Origin of the sequence: Mesorhizobium sp. BR1-1-15 (genome assembly GCF_020165475.1) — a bacterium.
Classification (GTDB): Bacteria; Pseudomonadota; Alphaproteobacteria; order Rhizobiales; family Rhizobiaceae; genus Mesorhizobium.
On record NZ_JAIUIF010000008.1, the window covers coordinates 238,771 to 259,119 of the forward strand.

Genomic DNA, 20,349 nt, shown 5'->3' on the forward strand with positions numbered 1-20,349 from the left:
CTCGCCCGCCGGATAAGGCGTCCTTAAGCGGCAGCAAGCAGGCTGGCATTGCCGCCCGCCGCGGTCGTGTCGACGCAGACGGCCCGCTCATGCGCATAGGCCCCGGGGTTGAGCACTTCGCTGACCAGCGGCACGATCGGCCCTGAGCGTTCGGCGATCACCTTGCGCACGATGCGCGCCGCCTCCGGCGTCCCCGAGAAGGCGACGACGTCGACGCGTAACGAACGCGCCTCAACCGGATCGGGGCGGCCGTCGATCGCCGCCAGCGGCAGGCCCTTGCCGGTCAGCGCCGAAAGTGCCGACGGCGCGCCCGGGGCCACCGCCAGCACCGCATTGCCGGCGGCGAGCGCCTGGATCGTCTGCGCAAGCAGCGTGTCGTCGTCCGGCCCCAGGCACAGCACCCGGCCGCGCGGCGACAGCGACAGCGTGTTGGCCTCGCCTGTCGGCCCGGGCAGGTCGATCTGGCCGAATTCGATACCGGCGGCTGCTCCGATCGCCGCGGCACCTTTGCCGCGCAAATGCTTGCGCAGGATGGCGATGCGGTCCGGCCGCGTCGACCAGCCGCCAAGCGCGGGATCGGGCAGATTGTCGGCGAGTTCGGTCGCCGTCACCTTGTGGCCGTCGCCAACAGGCGCGCCTGCCTCCGGTCCCTTGCGAAAGCGCCGGAGATAATGCGGTCCGCCGGCTTTGGGCCCGGTGCCGGACAGCCCCTCGCCGCCGAACGGCTGCGAGCCGACGACCGCGCCGATCTGGTTGCGGTTGACATAGATGTTGCCGGCATGGATGCCGTCGACGAAATGCTGCACGCGACCCTCGATGCGGGTGTGCAGACCGAACGTCAGGCCGTAGCCCTTGCGGTTGATGGCGGCGATCACCGCGTCGATCTCGTCGGCGTCGAAACTGGCGACATGGAGCACCGGCCCGAACACTTCGCGCTCCATCTCCTCGATACCCTTGACCCGGAACGCATGCGGCGCGACGAAGCGGCCGTCCTTGGGCGCTTCGAGCTTGGCGATCAGCCGTCCCTGCAAACCCATCGTCGTGCAGTAATCGCGGATCGAACCCTGCGCCTCGTCGTCGATGACGGGACCGACATCCGTCGAGATGGCCCAGGGATCGCCGACCTTGAGCGCCTCCATGGCGCCCTTCAGCATCTCCAGCATCTTCTTCTCGACATCCTTCTGCACATAGAGGACGCGCAGCGCCGAACAGCGCTGGCCCGCACTCTGGAAGGCGGAGGCGAGGATATCGCGCACCGCCTGCTCGGGCAGCGCGGTGGAATCGACGATCATGGCATTCAGCCCGCCCGTCTCGGCGATCAGCATGGCATCGGGCGCGGCTGTCTCGGCCAGTTGCTTCTCGATCAGCTTGGCGACCTCGGTCGAGCCGGTGAAGCAGACGCCGGCAATGCGCGGATCTGATGTCAGTGGCCCCCCGACCGAGGGGCCATCGCCCGGCAGAAGCTGGATGACGTCTTCCGGCACGCCGGCCTCGCGCAGCATTTCGACGGCTCGGAAAGCGATCAGCGGCGTCTGTTCGGCGGGCTTTGCAATTACCGAATTGCCGGTGACGAGCGCTGCGGCGATCTGGCCCGTGAAGATGGCGAGGGGGAAATTCCACGGCGAGATGCAGACAATGACGCCGCGCGCCTCGGTGCCCGCTTCGGCATTGGCCGCCTCGGCCGCGTAATAGCGCAGGAAATCCACCGCTTCGCGCACTTCGGCGACGCCGTCGGCCAGCGATTTGCCGGCCTCGCGGGTGGCCAGCGCGAAGAATTCGACGGCATTGGCCTCGTAGAGATCGGCGGCGCGATTGAGGATGGCCGCGCGCTCGGCAACCGGACGCTTTGCCCAGGCTGGCTGCGCTTCGACGGCGATGCGCACGGCGGTTGCCGCCTGCTTGGCGGTGGCTTCGCTGACCGTGCCCACCACTTCCGAAGGCCTGGCGGGATTGACGACCGGGCGTTGCTCGCCATAGCCGGCCGCGCGCGTGATCGGCTTGGCGTGCCAGCGGTTAGGGCCCGCGAAGGCTGTCCTCTCCTTCTCGATTGCTGCCAACGTCACCGGATCGGTGATGTCGAACCCTTTCGAGTTGCGGCGGCTTGCACCGAAGATGACGGCAGGCCGGGGGATCGCGGGATTGGCGGCGGGGCCTTGGCTCTCGACCGCTTCTAGCGGGTCGCGCGCGATGTCTTCGGGCTCGACATCCTCGTCGGTAAGCTGGTGGACGAAAGATGAATTGGCGCCGTTCTCCAGCAGCCGGCGCACCAGATAGGCGAGCAGGTCGGAATGCGCGCCGACAGGCGCGTAGATGCGGCAGCGCGTGCCTTCGGCCTTACGCACCGTCTCGTGCAACGCCTCGCCCATCCCGTGCAGGCGCTGGAACTCGAAGCTCTCACGGTTCTTCGTCATCGACAGGATGGCGGCGACAGTGTGGGCATTGTGGGTGGCGAATTGCGGATAGATGCGATCGGTCATCGACAAAAGCTTTCTCGCGCAAGCGAGATAAGAAACGTCGGTGTTGACCTTGCGGGTGAAGACGGGGTAGCCGGCGAGCCCCAGCGTCTGCGCCCGCTTGATCTCGGTATCCCAATAGGCACCCTTGACCAGCCGCACCATGATGGTGCGATCGTATTTCGTGGCAAGCGCATAGAGCCAGTCGATGACGAAGGCAGCGCGCGGACCATAGGCCTGGACGACGACGCCAAAGCCGTTCCAGCCTGCAAGCTCCGGCTCGGCAAGCACGCGCTCGATGACGTCGAGCGAGAGGTCGAGGCGATCGGCCTCCTCGGCATCGATATTGAGGCCCATGCGCGAATGGCGCGCCGCGAGCGCCAGCGAAAGGAGCCGCTCGGCCATGACAGGCAGCATCTCTTCCTTCTGCGCTTCCTCGTAGCGCGGATGCAGCGCCGAGAGCTTCACCGAGATGCCGTGGTTGTGGCGGATATCAGGCCCGTTTGAACCGGCATCGAGTGACGAGATGGCATCGGCATACGCCTTGTGGTAGCGCAGCGCATCGGCCTCGGTGCGGGCCGCCTCGCCCAGCATGTCGAAGGAATAGAGATAACCCTTCTGCGCCATCGGCCGGCCGCGCTTCACCGCTTCGGCGATGGTGCGGCCGAGCACGAACTGCTCGCCCATCTCGCGCATAGCCGCCGCCACCGCCTTGCGGATGACGGGCTCGCCGAGCCGGCGCACCATGGCGCGCAGCGTGCCTTCGATGCCGCCCTCGCCTTCATCGAGCACGCGGCCGGTCAGCATCAGCGCCCAGGTCGATGCATTGACGAAGATGGAGCTCGAGCCGCCCGAATGCGCCGACCAGTCGTGCGGCGCGATCTTGTCGGCGATCAGGTCGTCCATCGTCTCGGTATCGGGCACGCGCAGCAGTGCTTCGGCCAGGCACATCAGCGCCACGCCCTCCTTGGTGGAAAGGCCATAGGCGGAGAGGAAAACCTCCATCAGCCGTGGATCGGACGAGCCGCGCACTGCCCGCACCAGATCGGCGGCACGAGCCGAAATCGCCCGGCGATCCTCCGCCGAGAGGCCGCTCGCCTCGGCCAGCCGCTTCACGGCCTGATCCTCGTCGGGCAGATAGTTGGCGCGGATTTGCTGGCGGATGGCGTCGAGCGCTGGCATGGCGGGTCCTACTGGCAAGCACAAGGGAGCGGGCCGGCGGTCACCGGACCGAATGGCGCAAGCTAGCACAAGTCCCGATTTTCAGGCGGTCTGAAGAAATCGACATTGCAGTTCGATCGATCTATCATGTCACCGCAAACTACCCGAAGAAGGCTGCATTTTCGATGAGGGAAGACCAATTGGACCGCATCGACAGGAACATCCTGTCGGCGCTGGCAAGCGACGGCAGGCTTTCCATGTCGGAGCTCGCCGCCAAGGTCGGCCTGTCCAAGACGCCGGTGCAGGCGCGGGTGAAGCGGCTGGAGAAGGACGGCTATATCAGGGGCTACCAGGCGATTATCGATCGCGAGCGCATGGGCGAAGGCCATGTCGCCTTCGTCCAGGTGAAACTGTCCGACACCCGGTCCGCCGCGCTGGACGCTTTCAACCGCTCTGTCCAAGCCGTTCCGGAGATCGAACAGTGCCACATGATGGCGTCGAGCTTCGATTATCTGCTGAAGGTCCGCACCCGCGACATCGCCGCCTATCGCCGCGTGCTGGGCGAGCGCATCTCCGCCCTGCCCCATGTCGCCCAGACCTCGACCTTCGTGGCGATGGAGACTGTGAAGGATCGATAGTTCATTCCGCCAAGGTCTTCAAAAACGCCACCAGCGCCGCGCGCTCGCGGTCCGACAGCGCCAGCGGATGAATTTCGGATGTCCCCTCCACACTGGGGGCAGCCTTGGCATAATGCGCCACCACCTCGTCGAGCGACGCAAACTGACCGGCGTGCATGTAGGGCGGCCGCGTCGCCGCGCCGCGAAGCGAAGGCGTCTTGTAGGCGCGCACCAATTCCGGCGCATCCTTGACCATGAACCGCAATTCGCCGCAGGCGCCGACATCGCCATCGCGATAGGCGCCGAAGCAGTTGAACGGGTCGGCTTGAACTTGGCGTACCGCGTCGACGCGGCCGCGATCCGGCGGCAGCCCGTTGACCGGCGGCACGCCGGTGTTGTGGAACCCATTGTCGGTGAAGCGCGGCCCATTGTGGCAGGTCACGCAATTGGCCTTGCCGATGAACAGTTTCAGGCCGAGGATTTCCTCCCGGGAGAAGGCGGCGTCGCCTTTCGGCTCGGCGCCGGTCGCCAGGTCCAGCGCGAACCGGTCGAAGCGGGCCTGCGGCGGCTCGATCGAGCGTTCGAAGGCAGCGATTGCTTTGCCGATGTTGGCGAACACCCCGTTTATCGCGTCACGCTGCTGGTCGCTCATGGCGCGCCATGCAGCCTTCTCGGCATCGCTGCCGAGCGGACTGGCATTGGCTGGTATGTCGGACAGATCGGGCAGCGGGCCGAAGATGCGCTCATAGCGGTCGCCGAAGCGCGCCTTGATGTAATGCGCATAGGCGGCGCGGTTTCCCGCCTGCTCCAGGGGGTTCTCCAGCGGCGTCAGCGCCTGCGCCCACAGGCTGTCGCGCCGTCCGTCCCAGAAAAACCAGGGATCGCGCGCGATGCCGGCGAGCGGCATGGTACGCCGGTTCGTGCGGCCGACGCCAACCGCCTGCGGCAGGCCGTCCTGAAACTGCCTGTCGATCTTGTGGCAGGTCGAGCAGGACACCGTGCCGTCGCGGCTCATGCTGGCGTCAAAGAACAGCGTCGAGCCAAGGGCAGCGGCGGCCGGGACATCGGCGAACCGGTTGGTGGTGTCGGGTTTCAGCGCCGGCAGCCTCGACAGCGCCAGCGAGGCGATGGTCTTCTTCTCGGCATCGGAAAAGTCCGGCTTGCCGCAGCCGGCAAGGACGGCCATCGCCATCAAGACGAAAAAGCGCGCAAGACGCCTCATCTGCGGCTCACAGCACGACGTTGAAGACGACCGTATCCGACCCAGCCGTCGCGGAGATGGCAAAATGCAGCTGCCACCAGCCGCTCATGGTGAATTTCACGCCTTCGATGCGATAGCGCCCGTCGCCGAGATAGTCCGTCGCTTGCGGGCTGGTCGGCAGGCCGTGGCGGTGCTGCGGCATGCCTCCCGATACCGCGATCGCGGCCCCTTCCACCGGCGTCCCGGCTATCGTCTTCAACGTCAACAGCCAGGCTTCCAGTTCGCCTTGACGGACGACGCCGCGTTCCGGCGCGAAGCTCGCCATGAACAATCCGTTCTCGGTCTTTTTGGTTCGGGAGATATCCGGGCCGGCAACCTGCGCGGTTCGCGGTGCGGTCAGATAGACCACTGCCAGGATGCCAGCCAGCAAGGCTGCCAGACCAAGACCCGCCAAAAGATAACGCCATATCGAAGCCAAGCCGGTTCCTCTTCAGGGGATAACGTTTTGCCGCACCGATCGCATCCCGCCAAACCTGTTGGAATCGCAGGTGACGGAAAAAACCGCCCTTGCCAAGCATGGCGCTCTACTCTCCAAAAAGCTACAGCAGCATCGTAACAGGGGATGGATCATGATCGGCAAAGGTGTCGCCTCGATCGGCGAATGCATGATCGAGCTTTCGGGCCAAACAGGTTCGAACTGGCGCATGGGATTTGCCGGCGATACGTTCAACACGCTGTGGGCCCTGCATGCGCTGAGTGGAAGGCCAGCGACCTACGTCTCGGCTTTCGGAGACGATCCTTTCTCGCAAGACCAGATCGGCTTCTTCGCGGACAATGGCATCGGCATTGGCGAAAGCCCTGTTATCCCGGGGGCGCGGCCCGGCCTCTATGCCATCACGCTGACCGGCGCGGAACGCTCCTTCACCTATTGGCGCGGCGATGCGGCTGCCAGGCAGCTTGCCTCCAATCCGGCTGCGTTGGCAAAAAGCCTTGAAAAGCAGGCGCTTGTCTACTTTTCCGGAATCACTTTGGGAATTCTGGACTCCGCTGCGCGCGCCACGTTGCTATCGGCCGTGGCCGAGGCGCGATCCGCGGGGTCGCTGATCGCCTTCGATCCCAACTACCGGCCACGGCTGTGGCGCGATCGCGAGGAGGCGCAAGCCGCGATCCTGGAGGCGCTCGCCGTCACCGACATCGCATTGCCGACTTTCCCGGACGAGCAGATGCTGTTCGGCGATGAAGCGCCACAGGCAACGGCTGGGCGGCTCGGGCAACTGGTCGGCGAAGTCGTGGTCAAGAACGGTGAACAGCCGGCGCTGATCGTCGAGAACGGGACGCTGCGGGACGTTCAGGCGATCCATGTGGCCACGCCCGTCGACACCACGGGCGCGGGCGATTCCTTCAACGGCGGCTATCTCGCCGCGCGTCTCGCCGGACACACCCCTGCGGAGGCTACAAAGCGCGCGCACCGTGTCGCGGCCAGCGTGGTGCAGGTTCGCGGCGCATTGGCGCCATTCGAGACGTTGCGTGCGGCATTCGAAACGGATTGAGGGTCAGGGCAGCCGGAACCGATATTCCGTCACGTGATGGTAGATCGCACCCGGCCACAGTGTCGCCTGCGGGAAATAGGGCCGGTTCGGTGCGTCCGGCCATATTTGCGGCTCCAGGCAAAAACCACAGAAAGCTTTGTGGTTTCGCCCTTCCAGCCCCGTGCGCGGCGTCACATACTGGCCGGTATAGAGCTGGACGCCGGGCTCCGTGGTCCACAGTTCCATCTCGACGCCGGAGCTCGCTCCTTGCACCCACGCCGCCTGCTTGAGCGGCCCACGCGCCGAGGCGAGGCAGAAATTCTGGTCGTAGGCAAGCTGCTCGCCTTCGGTCTCCATGCGCAGCGGCCGCGCCTGGCGGAAATCGAAGGGCGTGCCGTCGACAGGCTTCACCGTGCCCGTCGGAATCATTTCGCCATCCACCGGCAGATAGGCGCCGGCATTGAGCATCATCCGGTGATCGAGGATGTCGCCCGTCCCGCCATCATCGAGGTTGAAGTAGGAATGCTGCGTGAGATTGCACAGCGTCGGCTCCTCGCACGTCGCTGATATCTCGACGCTGAGCGTACCGGGGATCTTCAGCCGGTAGGTGCAGGTGACGTCGAGTGCCCCGGGAAAGCCCATCGTGCCGTCGGGATCGTGCAGCGTCAGCGTGACGAAGTCCCGCCCGTGCAGCGAAACCGTCCACGGCCGATGGAAAAAGCCTTGCGAGCCTCCATGCAGCGTGTGCTTGTCGAGAAAATTGCGCTCGGTCTGGTAGCGCTTGCCGGCGATGGTGAAACGGCCGTCGCGGATGCGGTTGGCATAGCGGCCGACGACCGCGCCGAAGAAAGCCGTATCGGTTTCATAGGATGATAGATTATCATAGCCGAGCACGAGAGGCGCATCGTGGCCGGCTAGGCGCAGGTCCTGGATGATCGCGCCGAGCCCGAGGATATTGGCGCTAAGTCCGCCGCCTCTGATGGTGAAGCGGCGAATCGGGTCGCCCGCCTGGGTGGTGCCGAAAACCTCGCCGTCCTTCATTGCCATGCCCGCAAACGTCAGTTGATCCAGACGGCCCGTTTCGTAGCCGGGGCAGGCAGATCATAGGCCTGCCTGTCCCGGCGACAGTCTATCAGAGGCCGAGGCCGCCGATGCAGACATATTTGGTGTCGAGGTAATCCTCGATACCCTGATGTCCGCCTTCCTTGCCGAGCCCGGACTCCTTGACGCCGCCGAACGGTGCTTCCGGCGTGGTGATCAGGCCTTCATTGACGCCGACCATGCCATATTTCAGCCCTTCCATGACGCGGAAGGCGCGGCCGAGATCGCCGGTGTAGAAATAGCAGGCGAGGCCGAATTCGGTGTCATTGGCAAGCGCAATCGCTTCTTCCTCGGTCTCGAACCTGAAGACGGGCGCCACCGGCCCGAATATCTCTTCCTTCATGAAGCGCATCTTGGGCGTCGCATCGGCGATGACGGTCGGCTGGAAGAACGAGCCGCCGAGCGCATGGCGCTTGCCGCCAGCGACGACCTTGCCGCCCTTCGAAGTCGCATCGGCGATCAGTTCCTCGACCTTCTCGACCGCCTTCTCGTCGATCAGCGGCCCCTGCTGCACGCCCTCCTCCAGGCCGGAGCCGACCTTCAGCTTGTCGCTGGCGGCAGCCAGCTTCTCGACGAACCGGTCATAGACGCCGGCCTGGACAAGGAAGCGGTTCGTACAGACGCAGGTCTGGCCCGAATTGCGGTACTTGGCCGTGATCGCACCGGCGACGGCGCGGTCGATGTCGGCGTCGTCGAAGACGATGAACGGCGCATTGCCGCCGAGCTCCATCGACACCTTCTTCACGGTGACGGACGACTTCTGGATCAGGATCTTGCCGACCTCGGTCGAGCCGGTAAAAGTGATCTTCTTGACCAGCGGATTGGCGCAGATCTCATCGCCGATTTCGCCGGCCGCACCGGTCAGGATGTTGATTACGCCCTTGGGGAAGCCGACTTCCTCGGCCAGCGCGCCCCAGGCGAGACCGGAGTAAGGCGTCTGCGAGGCGGGCTTGACCACGGCGGTGCAACCCGCGGCGAGTGCCGGGCCGAGCTTGCGGGCCAGCATCGAGGACGGGAAATTCCACGGCGTGATGGCGGCGATGACGCCGACCGGTTCCTTGGTCACCAGGATGCGGCGGTCCGCCCACGGCGACGGCACGACATCACCATAGGTGCGGCGGCCCTCCTCGGCGAACCACAGGATGTAGGAGGCGGCCGAGCCGATCTCGCCCTTCGATTCGAACAGCGACTTGCCCTGTTCAATGGTCAGGAGCTCCGCCAGAACGTCCTGATTGTCCATCATGGCATCGTGCAGCTTGCGCAGCAGCTTCGAGCGCTCGAGCGCGGTGGTCTTGCGCCAGGTCTTGAAAGCTTCGTCGGCGGCTTCGATGGCGCGGCGGGTCTCGATCTTGCCTGCCTTGGGCACGGTGCCGATCTTGAGGCCGGTTGCCGGATTGGTGACGTCGACCGTCTGGCCGCTGTCGGCCTGCACCCATTCGCCGTTGATGAGATTGGCCTGGCGCATGAAATGGCTGGTTTTCTGAAGCATGGTCTAGCCTCCGTTCGGCGCACTGACGGGCCGCTATCTGGATGTCTTCGATTAGCGCATCGGCGCTGGGGCCATTGCTCTTATCCTAGGGAAAGCCCCGCAAGCAATCGCAAGATGGCATATAGGGGTTATGCCAGTGCAAGGCGAGAGCCGAGGTTTGATTTCACCGCTGAGACATCGCGTCAAACCGGATTCACGCGAGCGGCTCAGACCCCGGTTTTATTCATGTCAGCCGAAGACGTGCACGCTCACCGCGAGCCAGCAAGCCGTGGTGACGACCGCGCTCGCGGTCGCGATGGTCATCTGGTTCGAAGCCAGCGCCTGGCCGGTGTTGAACTGCACGGCAATGAGATAGGAATTGATGCCGGATGGCAGCGCCGCCACCACGACCGCTACCTTGGCGGTCAAGGGCGGCAGGCCGAGCAACCAGACGAAGATCAGAACCAGCGCCGGCATCAGGAACAGCTTCAGCGTCGATAGCGCCAGCGCCGGGCGGACATTGCCTGATATGCCGAAGCGGCGCAGGCTGAGCCCCATGGCGAACAGCGCCACCGGCCCGGCGGTGCCGGCCAGCGCGTCCACCAGCCGCATGACCAGTTCGGGCAGCGGGATGCCGCTGAAGCGCCATGCGAGACCCAAAAGAATGCCGATGATCAGCGGATTGATGAACAGCCGCCTCAGGAAATTGCGGACGACGCGCACGGGGTGCACATGCTCGCCGCCGCCGCGGCCGAACATCTCGAACAGCACGATCGAAGCCATCATCATGACAGGCAGATGCACGGAAACCAGAAGCGACAGCACCTCGAATCCATCCCGCCCGAATATGCCGAGAATGAACGGCGCGCCGAGCAGGACAACATTGGAATAGGCCGACGACACCCCGCCGACGACACCCGCGCGTGCGTCGCGTCCGAATATCCGCGTGGTAACGACATGGCCGGCGGCCCAGGTGATTGCCACCGCCGCGAAATAGGCCCCCCATAGCGACCACGGTGCCACCCCGTGGAAATCGGCATTCACCATCGTCTGGAACAACAGCAGCGGCATCGCAACGCTGACCGCGAAATCGGATATCCCCTCGCCGCTCGCCGGCTTCATATAACCGGTGAACCCGGCGAGGTAGCCGAGCGCCACGAGGCTGAAGACGAAAAGGACGGTTTCGGTAAGCGGAGACATTTTTCCAGGGATAGGCGAGCCAAGGTCGCGGTGCAATCGCGCCCGAATTTCTTCGACCCCGAATTTGTTCTGCCAAGCGGGGCATCGCCGAAGGCGGCTGGACTTTTCCCATCCCGCTCACGACCGGAAGACCGATCTGGTGAAGCAGCGGATGACGAAGGAGAAGTGAGACCGCGGAGACCGCAGGCCTTTCGCTTGTCTTTGTACCTGCTTTCCGATCCCTATATGCGGGTGGCCGGTACCCGGCTTCTGGAAGGATTACGATGATCCGATTTGCCTTGGCGTTGTTCCTGTTTGGCGTTCCGGCTGCAGCGCATGCGACGGATGCCGGCTGGGCGCTGCTGCGCGATGGCGGCCATGTCGTGCTTTTGCGCCATGCCATGGTCACCGGCACCACCGATCCCGCCAATTTTGATATCGACAGCTGCGCCACCCAGGTCAATCTGTCCGCACGCGGCAAGCAGCAGTCGAGCAAGATCGGCGCCTTGCTTGCCGCCCGCGCCGCGCCGATCGAGCGCGTGCTGTCCAGCCGCTATTGCCGCTGCCTCGACACCGCGCGCATCGCCTTCGAGACCGAGCCGGAGCCTTTCGCGCCGCTCGACCTGCTGAAGGGCGACGCGGCGCAAAAGGCGGCCCAGATCGCCGCGATCATGAAGGAAATCCGCGCCTATTCCGGCTCTGACAACCTGGTCATGGTCACTCATCTGGAAAATATCGCTGCGTTGACCGGCGTCTCGCCGCGCGAGGGCGAAGCCGTTGTCGTCGAGCCGCAGGGCGACGGTCTGCGTGTGCTCGGCCGGGTTACGTTCTAAAAATCGGGGCCGACCGGCGCATCCGCGAGCAGCCACGCGTCGATGAGGACTTGCGACAGAGGTAATGTTGCCAAAATACCACCCAAAAAAGATGCCGCGCTAGGGCCGCGACAATGAGGCCAACATCATCCGCGGTCGCCAGCCATGGAGGGGCCGCCGGGTTGACCGGCGGCCCGTCTTGCGTTTCTTGGGCACGCTACCCATCTGCGCCCGGCGTATCAGGCCTTTTCCTGCCGGGAAAAACCGATTAGACAGCGCCCAAACAAGATGCGGACAGATTCCGCCCGCAACCGAAGGAAAAGCCCTTGTCCACCACGTTCGACAAAGTCGCCAAGATCATTGCCGACACCAGCGAGATCGATATCGACACCATCACGCCCGAGAGCCACACGATCGACGATCTCGGCATCGACAGCCTCGATTTCCTCGACATCGTCTTCGCCATCGACAAGGAATTCGGCATCAAGGTGCCGCTGGAAAAATGGACCCAGGAAGTCAATGACGGCAAGGCCTCGACGGACGATTACTTTGTCATGAAGAACCTGTGCGCCAAGATCGACGCACTGGTCGCCGCCAAGACCGCCTGATCCGTACCCGATCATCCATGAGCCCCCGCGACGTCGTCATCACCGGCATTGGCCTTGTCTCCTCGTTGGGAGAAGGCCCCGATGAACACTGGCGCAAGCTCACTCAGCCGGGTCAGAAGCCGGTGCTCGAAGCCGAGCGTTTCGCGCCCTACACCGTCCATCCGCTGCCGGAGATCGACTGGAACCTGCAGATCGCCAAGCGCGGCGACCAGCGCCAGATGGAAACCTGGCAGAGGCTCGGCACCTATGCCGCGGGTCTTGCGCTGGACGATGCCGGCATCAAGGGCAATGACGAGCTCTGCACGACCATGGACATGGTCGTGGCCGCCGGCGGCGGCGAGCGCGACGAAGCGGTCGATGCCGCCATCCTGGCCGCCTCGGAAAGCCGCAACGACCGTGACGTGCTGCTCAACGAGAAGCTCACCACCGAACTGCGCCCCACCCTGTTCCTGGCACAGCTTTCCAATCTGCTCGCCGGCAACATCTCCATCGTCCACAAGGTGACGGGATCGTCCAGGACCTTCATGGGCGAGGAAGGCGCCGGCGTAGCCGCCGTCGAGACGGCTGCCGCGCGCATTCGTTCCGGCCAGTCGACGCATATACTGGTGGGCGGCGCCTTCCAGACCGAACATTCCGATATGTTGCTCGGCTATGAGCTTGCCGGCTACCTGCATCGCGGCGCCTGGAAGCCCGTCTGGCAGCGGCAAGGCGCCGAAGGTGGCGGCGTGGTATCGGGATCCGGCGGCGCTTTCCTGGTGCTGGAGCAGCGCGAACACGCGGCAAGCCGGGGGCGCAGGATCTATGCCGAGCTCGGCCCGGTCGTCTCCGGCCGTGCCAGGCGGCGGCAGGGCGAGCTCGATTCCGAGATCGCCGCGCTGCTCAAGAAGACCGCCGTGCCGAATGGCGGCTTGCTTTCCCTGTCTGGCGCCTCAGGCGCTCACGCGGCTACCGCCGCCGAGAAGTCGGCATTCGACGCCAATCCCGCGATCGCGGTGCGCGGCTTCGCGACGCTGACCGGCCACATGAAGGAAGCGCAGTTTCCCTTCGCCGTGGCGCTGGCGGCGCTCGCCGTCGACCGCAAGGCCGCTTATCCCGTTTTCGATGCCGCTGCCGAGAAACCGTTCGAAGGCATTCCAAGAAGCGTCCTTGCAACGGCGATCGGCTACCACCAATTCGAGGGCATGGCGCTGGTCAACGCCGCATAGAGCGGCCAGCCACATACAACGATAAAGGTTAGGGCTTCCGGATGGCCAATCTCAGAGATCACATGGGCAGGCCGATCGTTGCCGTCACAGGCATCGGCGTGGTTACTTCCCTTGGAGCCGGCAAATCAGACAACTGGACGGCGCTGACCTCGGGCAGATCGGGCATCCACCCGATCACCCGCTTCCCTGTCGACCACCTCAACACCCGCATTTCCGGCATGGTCGATTTCCTTGCGTCGAGCTCGAAGGGCGCCAGTCCCCTCACCTACGAACTGGCGGAGACCGCCGCGCAGGAAGCTGTTGCCGAAGCCGGCCTCAATTCCAGCGACTTCGGCGGACCGCTTTTTCTGGCCTCGCCGCCGGTCGAACTCGACTGGCATGAGCGGTTCGCGCTCTATAATTCCGACAAGCACGACGCCGGTGCCGAAAGGCTGCTTCGGGTGGCGCGCGGCTTGAAGGAGCTCGATACATTCGAGACCACGCAGTTCGGGTCGATCGCCGACCGGCTCGCCGACCGTTTCGGCACGCGCGGCCTGCCGATCACGCTGTCGACCGCTTGCGCCTCCGGTGCAACGGCCATCCAGCTTGGGGTCGAGGCAATCCGCAGAGGCGAATGCGACCGGGCGCTGTCGATCGGCGCGGACGGCTCGGCGACCGCCGAGGCGCTGATCCGTTTTTCGCTGCTGTCGGCGCTTTCGACCCACAACGACATCCCGGAAAAGGCTTCCAAGCCCTTCTCCAAGGACCGCGACGGCTTCGTGCTGGCCGAAGGTTCCGGCGCTCTGGTGCTGGAATCGCTGGAGGCAGCGCTCGCCCGTGGAGCGAGCGTTCTGGGCATTCTGCGCGGCTGCGGCGAAAAGGCGGACGATTTCCACCGCACCCGCTCCAAGCCGGATGGTTCGCCGGCCATCGCGGCGGTGCGCGCCGCCCTCGCCGATGCCGGCCTGGGCGAGGACGAGATCGACTATGTCAACGCGCACGGCACCTCGACGCCGGAAAATGACAAGATGGAGCACCTGTCGCTTTCGACGGTGTTCGGCGAGCGGATCGGCTCGATGCCGATCTCGTCCAACAAGTCCATGATCGGCCATACGCTGTCCGCCGCCGGCGCGGTGGAAGCGGCGTTTTCTCTCATGACCATGCGCGAAGGCGTCATACCGCCGACCATCAACTACGACAATCCCGATCCGGCGATCGTGCTCGACGTCGTGCCGAACAAGAAGCGCAATGCGCAGGTCGGCACCGTGCTTTCGAACTCTTTCGGCTTTGGCGGCCAGAACACTTGCCTTGTCATGGCGCGGGAACCGGTCTAAGCGAGCCACTTCCGCTAGAACAGAACCGACAGGCTCCATGCGCGCACTGCAACTTATCGAGGACCGCCGTCTTGAAACGGTGGACCTGCCGCCCCCGCCGCCGCCCGCGCTCGGCGAGGTGACGCTGCGCATCAAGGCAGTGGCGCTGAACCACATTGACGTCTGGGGCTGGCGCGGCATGGCTTTCGCCAAGCGCAAGCTGCCGCTGGTCGTCGGCGCGGAAGCCTCCGGCGAGGTCGAGACCGTCGGTCCCGGCGTTTCCGGCCTGCTGCCGGGACAGTTGGTCTCGATCTACGGCGCGCGCACCTGCGGCCTTTGCCGTGCCTGCCGCGAAGGCCGCGACAATCTTTGCGAACACGTCTCGGGCGTTCATGGCTTCCACCTCGACGGCTTCGCGCAGGAGAAGATCAACCTGCCGGCGCGCCTGCTGGTCCCCGTCCCTCCAGGCGTGAGCGAGATCGGCGCGGCTGTCGCCCCCGTCACTTTCGGCACCGTCGAACACATGCTGTTCGACAATGCCAGGCTCGAGCCCGGCGAGACGATCCTTGTCCACGCCGGCGGATCCGGCATCGGCTCGGCCGCCATCCAGCTGGCGAAGCGGATGGGCTGCACGGTCATCACCACGGTCGGCTCGAACGACAAGATAGACAAGGCCAAGGCGCTCGGCGCCGATCATGTCATCAACTACCGTGACGACCGGTTCGAGGGCGTCGTGCGCAAGCTGACCAAGAAGAAGGGCGTCGACGTCGTCTTCGAACATGTCGGCGCCGACACTTTTGCCGGCTCGATGCTGTGCCTGAAGCGCGGTGGCCGGCTCGTCACCTGCGGCTCGACGTCCGGCGTATCGGCGCAGGTCAATCTGATGCAACTCTTCCAGCAGCAGTTGAAGCTGCTCGGCTCCTTCGGCTGCCGCATGGAGAACATGGCCAACGCCATGCAGAAGATGGCGGCGGGACAGGTCGCACCCGTCATCGATACCGAAGTCGGCTTCGACGACATCGACGCCGCGCTGAAGCGCATGGAAGGCCGCGACGTCTTTGGCAAGATCATCCTACGCGTCGTCTAGGCCCTGACTTCTGTGTTGAAGAAGCTTCGCCGCGACCTGATGTTCCGCTACGGCCGGCAATTGCGCCGGTTCGAGCACTGGCTGGTCGCGCGCATTGCGATGATCATCATCTCGGTGCTGCGCCTGCTGCCCCCCGACAGCGCGCTGAATTTCGCCGACCGCGTCGCCCGCCGCATCGGTCCATGGGTCGGACGCCATAATGTGGCCGTCGAGAATCTGCGCAAGGCCTATCCGCACAAGAGCGAAGCCGAGATCCAGGCCATCGCCTCCGACATGTGGGGCAACATGGCGCGTCTCGCCGCCGAATACATCTTTCTCGACGCCTTGTTCGACTACGATCCAGCCGCCACCAGTCCCGGCCGTGTCGAGGTCAGGGGAGTAGACCATTTCGTCGAGATCGCGGCCGAAAAGAAGCCGCACATCGTCTTCACCGGACATCTCGGCAATTTTGAATTGCTGCCGGTGGCGGCGGCTACTTTCGGCATGAATATCACCGCGCTGTTTCGCCCGCCCAACAATCCTTACCTGGCTGACTACATCCTCTCGACGCGCCGCGCGACCATGGGATCGTTGCTGCCCTCGATGGCGGGCGCTTCGTTCGCGCTCGCCTCGGTATTGGAAAACGGCGGCAATATCGGGGTCCTCGTCGACCAGAAGTTCACGGGCGGCCTGGAAACGACATTCTTCGGCCGCCCCTGCCAGAGCAATCGCGTGCTCGGCACACTTGCCCGTCATTATGATTGCGACGTCTACCCGGCGCGCTGCGTCAGGCTGCCGGGCAACCGCTTCAGGCTCGAGATAGAAGAGAAGCTGACATTGCCCCGCACCGCCGATGGCAGTGTCGACGTGCGCGCCACCACCCAGCTTCTCAACGACGTGGTCGAGCGCTGGGTGCGCGAGGATCCCGGCCAGTGGATGTGGTTCCACAAGAGATGGGACATCAGCCGCAAGCGACGCAAGGCAAAGACCCGAAGCGCCTAGCCTGAATCCGTCCGATGCGCCTCCGCCACAAGCCGGCTTAGCAGTCAGTTCCTCACGACGATGCGCGTGTTGCCGAAGCCGACTTCTCGCACCATCGAGTAGAAAGCCGCCGCATTGGCCGTATGCAGCCGCACGCAGCCATGCGATGCCGGTCGGCCGAGCTGCCTCACCGCGCCCGTTCCGTGGATGGCATAGCCGCCGTGGAAGAACACGGAATAAGGCATCGGCGACATGTCGTATTTGCGCGAATACCACATCCGGGCCGTTCGCTGCGGCCGGTAGGAGCCGCGCGGTGTGAAGTAGCCGGACCGAGCCGTGGACACGCTCCACCGGTAAACCTCCTGGCCGTACCTGACCGTCATCGTCTGCGATGACACGTCTATATTTGCAATGAGGCTGGCTGCCCAGCTCTGCACCGAAGCACCGAACAGCATCGTGACAAGTGCTGCTGCCATGAGAACTGTCTTTTTCATGCGATCAAACCCCTTTGATTGCCCCTTGCCTGCCTTCACGTCGTTTTTCATCTCTTTAATGACAGGTGAACGGCATAACATATACCCTTGACCAATTCGCCAATCCAAAGCAGCGAATTTGAACGAATTCCCGCAAGAGTTGCCGTAACGACACGCCGCAACGGCCTAATTGCCAGCGGACTTGCAAAACGACGCCGATCGCTGCTCAACTCGGGCCATGAACGAGCGACTCTTCCAAGCGATCGATGACCGGCGTGACGATCTCGTCGCGCTGACCGCCGAGCTGATCCGCTTTCCCACCATCAACCCGCCCGGCGAAGCGTACCGGCCATGCGCCGAATTTCTTGGCGCGCGGCTGAAGAAGAGCGGCTTTCAGACCGAGTTCATCCGTGCCGAGGGCACGCCCGGCGACACCGACCGCTACCCGCGCGTCAATGTCGTCGCTCGCTTCGATGGGCGCTCGCCTGGCGCCTGCGTCCATTTCAACTCGCATATCGATGTCGTCGAGGCCGGCGACGGCTGGACCGTCGATCCCTTCGCCGGCATCGTCAGGGACGGCAAGGTCTACGGCCGCGGCGCCTGCGACATGAAGGGCGGCCTGGCTTCCTCAATCATCGCGGCCGAAGCCTTCATGGAGGTATTTCCCGATTTTCCCGGTGCCATCGAGATATCAGGCACGGTCGACGAGGAATCCGGCGGCTTCGGCGGTGTCGCGCATCTGGCGAGGCTCGGCTATTTCTCGAAACCCAGGGTCGACCACGTCATCATTCCCGAACCGTTGAACAAGGACCGCATCTGCCTTGGCCATCGCGGCGTCTGGTGGGCCGAGATCGAGACCAAGGGCGAAATCGCGCATGGCTCGATGCCGTTCCTCGGCGACAATGCGGTGCGCCATATGGGCGCCGTGCTGCAGGCATTCGAGGACGAATTGTTCCCCGCGCTCGACCGCAAGATGACGCGCATGCCGGTCGTGCCCGAAGGGGCGAAGCGTTCGACCATGAACATCAACTCCATCCATGGCGGCCAGACCGAGGATTTCCGGCCCGGCCTGCCCTCGCCCAACGTGCCCGATTCCTGCCGGCTGACCATCGACCGCCGCTTCCTGCTCGAAGAGGATATCGCCACGGTCAAGGGCGAGGTGACCGGCATTCTCGAGCGGCTGAAGCGCGATCGGCAAAAGTTCGACTACGAGATCCGTGACCTGATGGAGGTGCTGCCGCTGATGACCGAACGCGACGCTCCGGTCGTCAAGGCAATCGCGCAAGGCATCCACGCGATCTTCGATCGCGAGCCCGACTACGTCATTTCACCCGGCACCTACGACCAGAAGCACATTGCCCGCATCGGCCATGTCTATGATTGCATCGCCTATGGCCCGGGCATTCTCGATCTCGCCCACCGGCCGGACGAATGGGTCGGGATCTCGGATATGGTGGAATCGGCCAAGGTGATGGCGTTCGGGCTCAACATGCTGCTGCGCGGCGCCCGATAGCGCCGCACGGGCAAGAGCCAACGATCGATGCGGCCGTCCGGAGAAAAACATTCCCGGCTACGCCGCCGCGCGGCACGAAACGCAATTTACTCCCGTGCGAAATCACGCTTCTATTCGCCCGGTTTGAGCGCATGTTTGACCACACGGGGAGTAGCACCATGAAATTGTGGAAAACCATCCTGGCCGCCGCCGTCCTGGCGCTGGCCGTCGGCACTCCCGCGCTGGCGGCGCGAACCGATCTGGTCATTGGCATCCCGCTCGAACCGCCACATCTCGATCCGACCGCCGGCGCGGCCGCGGCAATCGACGAGGTTCTCTACGCCAACGTGTTCGAAGGCTTGACCCGCATCGGGCCAAATGGCGAGGTCCTGCCGGATTTGGCTGAAAGCTGGACCATCTCCGACGACGGCAAGACCTACACCTTCAAGCTGCACACCGGCGTGAAATTCCACGATGGCGCCGGCTTCAGCGCCGACGACGTGAAATTCTCGCTCGACCGCGCCCGCGCCGACAATTCGGTCAATGCGCAAAAAGCCCTGTTCGCAGCCATCGATATGGTCGACGTGGTCGACCCGGCAACGGTCAAGGTGACGTTGAAGAACCCGCAGGGATCCTTCCTCTACAATATGGGCTGGGGCGATGCTGTCATCGTCTCGCCGAAATCCGCTGACGCCAACAAGGAAAAGCCGGTCGGGACCGGCCCGTTCAAATTCCAGAGCTGGGCCAAGGGATCCTCGATCACGCTGGTGAAATCCGACAGCTATTGGGGCACGCCGGCTTACCTCGACAAAGTCGAGTTCCGCATCGTGCCCGATGCCGCTGCTAGCGTACCGGCATTGCTTTCCGGCGATATCCAGGCGTTCCCATTCTTCGATCCCGACAGTCTCGCGCAGGTCAAGGACGATCCGCGTTTCAAGGTGGTGATCGGTTCGACCGAAGGCGAAACCATCCTGTCGATCAACAACAAGAAGCCGCCCTTCGACAAATTGCTGGTCAGGCAGGCGATCTCCTACGCGCTCGATCGCAAGGCGATCATCGACGGTGCCTCGGCCGGCCTCGGCCTGCCGATCGGCTCGCATATGTCGCCGGCCAACAAGGACTACGTCGACCTCACCGGCCGCTATCCGCACGATGTCGCCAAGGCCAAGGAACTCTTGAAGGAAGCCGGGCTGGAGAATGGCTTCAAGGCGACGCTGAAGCTTCCGCCGCCCACCTATGCCAGGCTCGGCGGCGAGATCATCGCCTCGCAGCTCCGTGACGTCGGCATCAACCTCGAGATCATCCCGGTCGAATGGGCGCAGTGGCTGGACCAGGTGTTCACCAAGAAGGACTACGACCTGACCATCGTCTCCCATACCGAGCCCAACGACATCGGTATCTATGCGCGTAAGGATTATTACTTCAATTACGACAATCCGGCCTTCGACAAGGTGATCGCCGATCTGGACGTCACCTCCGATGAAGCCAAGCGCAAGGAATTGCTGGGGCAGGCACAGAAGATCTTGGCCGACGACGCCGTGGTCGGCTTCCTCTACGAACTGCCCAAGGTCGGCGTCTGGGACGCCAAGCTGCAGGGCCTGTGGGAAAACGCGCCGATCCAGGCCAATGATCTCACCAAGGTGAAGTGGAACGAGTGAAGCCGTTGGCCAAGAGGCGACGCTTGCGCTCCGCACCCCCCTCTGCCCTGCCA

At 64.1% G+C, this 20,349-nt stretch carries 17 protein-coding genes; 10 read left to right on the top strand and 7 right to left on the bottom strand.

Annotated features, from left to right (window positions below; all coding sequences use genetic code 11):
* Positions 1-23: 23 nt before the first annotated feature.
* Positions 24-3,635, bottom strand: coding sequence for a bifunctional proline dehydrogenase/L-glutamate gamma-semialdehyde dehydrogenase PutA (gene putA, locus LB541_RS16545; protein WP_224619003.1), 3,612 nt, complete (start codon positions 3,633-3,635; stop codon positions 24-26).
* A gap of 164 nt (positions 3,636-3,799) precedes the next feature.
* On the opposite strand from putA, the gene LB541_RS16550 reads away from it, so the two are divergent.
* Positions 3,800-4,252 carry an Lrp/AsnC family transcriptional regulator gene (locus tag LB541_RS16550; protein WP_140517216.1) on the top strand — a complete coding sequence of 151 codons (453 nt, stop codon included), beginning with the start codon at positions 3,800-3,802 and terminating at the stop codon, positions 4,250-4,252.
* Position 4,253: 1 nt separating this feature from the next.
* Here the strand turns inward: LB541_RS16550 and LB541_RS16555 are convergent, their stop codons facing one another.
* Both LB541_RS16555 and LB541_RS16560 read right to left on the bottom strand, forming a co-directional pair.
* Positions 4,254-5,453, bottom strand: coding sequence for a cytochrome-c peroxidase (locus LB541_RS16555; protein WP_140517218.1), 1,200 nt, complete (start codon positions 5,451-5,453; stop codon positions 4,254-4,256).
* 7 nt (positions 5,454-5,460) lie between these two features.
* Positions 5,461-5,910, bottom strand: a complete 450-nt coding sequence (locus tag LB541_RS16560; protein WP_140495703.1) for a FixH family protein — start codon at positions 5,908-5,910, stop codon at positions 5,461-5,463.
* 151 nt (positions 5,911-6,061) lie between these two features.
* On the opposite strand from LB541_RS16560, the gene LB541_RS16565 reads away from it, so the two are divergent.
* The gene (locus LB541_RS16565; protein WP_140495702.1) at positions 6,062-6,982 is read left to right on the top strand and encodes a sugar kinase; all 921 of its coding nucleotides are present in this window, start codon (positions 6,062-6,064) and stop codon (positions 6,980-6,982) included.
* A 3-nt stretch (positions 6,983-6,985) separates the two neighbouring features.
* Here LB541_RS16565 and LB541_RS16570 read toward each other — a convergent pair whose 3' ends face one another.
* The 3 genes from LB541_RS16570 to LB541_RS16580 all read right to left on the bottom strand — a co-directional run bounded on the left by LB541_RS16570 (position 6,986) and on the right by LB541_RS16580 (position 10,730).
* Positions 6,986-8,008 (bottom strand): aldose epimerase family protein, encoded by a 1,023-nt coding sequence (locus LB541_RS16570; RefSeq protein WP_140495701.1) that lies wholly within the window; start codon positions 8,006-8,008, stop codon positions 6,986-6,988.
* Between the two features lie 85 nt (positions 8,009-8,093).
* A complete protein-coding gene (locus LB541_RS16575; protein WP_140564124.1) occupies positions 8,094-9,551 on the bottom strand; it encodes an NAD-dependent succinate-semialdehyde dehydrogenase in 1,458 nt (485 codons plus the stop codon).
* A 228-nt stretch (positions 9,552-9,779) separates the two neighbouring features.
* Positions 9,780-10,730: an AEC family transporter gene (locus LB541_RS16580; protein WP_140564125.1), complete on the bottom strand. Its 951-nt coding sequence runs from the start codon at positions 10,728-10,730 to the stop codon at positions 9,780-9,782.
* Positions 10,731-10,993: 263 nt separating this feature from the next.
* On the opposite strand from LB541_RS16580, the gene LB541_RS16585 reads away from it, so the two are divergent.
* From LB541_RS16585 to LB541_RS16610, 6 genes are all read left to right on the top strand, one after another.
* Positions 10,994-11,542: a histidine phosphatase family protein gene (locus tag LB541_RS16585; RefSeq protein ID WP_140517227.1), complete on the top strand. Its 549-nt coding sequence runs from the start codon at positions 10,994-10,996 to the stop codon at positions 11,540-11,542.
* A gap of 305 nt (positions 11,543-11,847) precedes the next feature.
* Positions 11,848-12,129 carry an acyl carrier protein gene (locus LB541_RS16590; protein WP_010909964.1) on the top strand — a complete coding sequence of 94 codons (282 nt, stop codon included), beginning with the start codon at positions 11,848-11,850 and terminating at the stop codon, positions 12,127-12,129.
* A 17-nt stretch (positions 12,130-12,146) separates the two neighbouring features.
* Positions 12,147-13,334 carry a beta-ketoacyl-ACP synthase gene (locus LB541_RS16595; protein WP_224619004.1) on the top strand — a complete coding sequence of 396 codons (1,188 nt, stop codon included), beginning with the start codon at positions 12,147-12,149 and terminating at the stop codon, positions 13,332-13,334.
* Between the two features lie 41 nt (positions 13,335-13,375).
* Positions 13,376-14,647: a beta-ketoacyl-ACP synthase gene (locus LB541_RS16600; protein WP_140495696.1), complete on the top strand. Its 1,272-nt coding sequence runs from the start codon at positions 13,376-13,378 to the stop codon at positions 14,645-14,647.
* Positions 14,648-14,684: 37 nt separating this feature from the next.
* Positions 14,685-15,713 (top strand): zinc-binding dehydrogenase, encoded by a 1,029-nt coding sequence (locus tag LB541_RS16605; RefSeq protein ID WP_140521074.1) that lies wholly within the window; start codon positions 14,685-14,687, stop codon positions 15,711-15,713.
* Positions 15,714-15,752: 39 nt separating this feature from the next.
* A complete protein-coding gene (locus tag LB541_RS16610) occupies positions 15,753-16,694 on the top strand; it encodes a lipid A biosynthesis lauroyl acyltransferase (RefSeq protein WP_181165334.1) in 942 nt (313 codons plus the stop codon).
* A 44-nt stretch (positions 16,695-16,738) separates the two neighbouring features.
* Here LB541_RS16610 and LB541_RS16615 read toward each other — a convergent pair whose 3' ends face one another.
* Positions 16,739-17,167, bottom strand: coding sequence for a L,D-transpeptidase (locus tag LB541_RS16615; protein ID WP_224619005.1), 429 nt, complete (start codon positions 17,165-17,167; stop codon positions 16,739-16,741).
* Between the two features lie 217 nt (positions 17,168-17,384).
* Here LB541_RS16615 and LB541_RS16620 point away from each other — a divergent pair, with 217 nt between their 5' ends.
* Together LB541_RS16620 and LB541_RS16625 are read left to right on the top strand one after the other, a co-directional pair.
* Positions 17,385-18,659: an acetylornithine deacetylase/succinyl-diaminopimelate desuccinylase family protein gene (locus LB541_RS16620; protein WP_224619007.1), complete on the top strand. Its 1,275-nt coding sequence runs from the start codon at positions 17,385-17,387 to the stop codon at positions 18,657-18,659.
* A gap of 158 nt (positions 18,660-18,817) precedes the next feature.
* Entirely contained in the window at positions 18,818-20,296 is a 1,479-nt protein-coding gene (locus tag LB541_RS16625; RefSeq protein WP_140817468.1) for an ABC transporter substrate-binding protein, read from the top strand.
* Positions 20,297-20,349 lie beyond the last annotated feature (53 nt).

Excerpts from the sequence above, each read along its gene's own strand:
- putA (WP_224619003.1), bottom strand. The coding sequence starts at position 3,635 with ATGCCAGCGCTCGACGCCATCCGCCAGCAAATCCGCGCCAACTATCTG.
- LB541_RS16550 (WP_140517216.1), top strand. The coding sequence starts at position 3,800 with ATGAGGGAAGACCAATTGGACCGCATCGACAGGAACATCCTGTCGGCG.
- LB541_RS16555 (WP_140517218.1), bottom strand. The coding sequence starts at position 5,453 with ATGAGGCGTCTTGCGCGCTTTTTCGTCTTGATGGCGATGGCCGTCCTT.
- LB541_RS16565 (WP_140495702.1), top strand. The coding sequence starts at position 6,062 with ATGATCGGCAAAGGTGTCGCCTCGATCGGCGAATGCATGATCGAGCTT.
- LB541_RS16570 (WP_140495701.1), bottom strand. The coding sequence starts at position 8,008 with ATGGCAATGAAGGACGGCGAGGTTTTCGGCACCACCCAGGCGGGCGAC.
- LB541_RS16575 (WP_140564124.1), bottom strand. The coding sequence starts at position 9,551 with ATGCTTCAGAAAACCAGCCATTTCATGCGCCAGGCCAATCTCATCAAC.
- LB541_RS16580 (WP_140564125.1), bottom strand. The coding sequence starts at position 10,730 with ATGTCTCCGCTTACCGAAACCGTCCTTTTCGTCTTCAGCCTCGTGGCG.
- LB541_RS16585 (WP_140517227.1), top strand. The coding sequence starts at position 10,994 with ATGATCCGATTTGCCTTGGCGTTGTTCCTGTTTGGCGTTCCGGCTGCA.
- LB541_RS16595 (WP_224619004.1), top strand. The coding sequence starts at position 12,147 with ATGAGCCCCCGCGACGTCGTCATCACCGGCATTGGCCTTGTCTCCTCG.
- LB541_RS16600 (WP_140495696.1), top strand. The coding sequence starts at position 13,376 with ATGGCCAATCTCAGAGATCACATGGGCAGGCCGATCGTTGCCGTCACA.
- LB541_RS16605 (WP_140521074.1), top strand. The coding sequence starts at position 14,685 with ATGCGCGCACTGCAACTTATCGAGGACCGCCGTCTTGAAACGGTGGAC.
- LB541_RS16610 (WP_181165334.1), top strand. The coding sequence starts at position 15,753 with ATGTTCCGCTACGGCCGGCAATTGCGCCGGTTCGAGCACTGGCTGGTC.
- LB541_RS16615 (WP_224619005.1), bottom strand. The coding sequence starts at position 17,167 with ATGAAAAAGACAGTTCTCATGGCAGCAGCACTTGTCACGATGCTGTTC.
- LB541_RS16620 (WP_224619007.1), top strand. The coding sequence starts at position 17,385 with ATGAACGAGCGACTCTTCCAAGCGATCGATGACCGGCGTGACGATCTC.
- LB541_RS16625 (WP_140817468.1), top strand. The coding sequence starts at position 18,818 with ATGAAATTGTGGAAAACCATCCTGGCCGCCGCCGTCCTGGCGCTGGCC.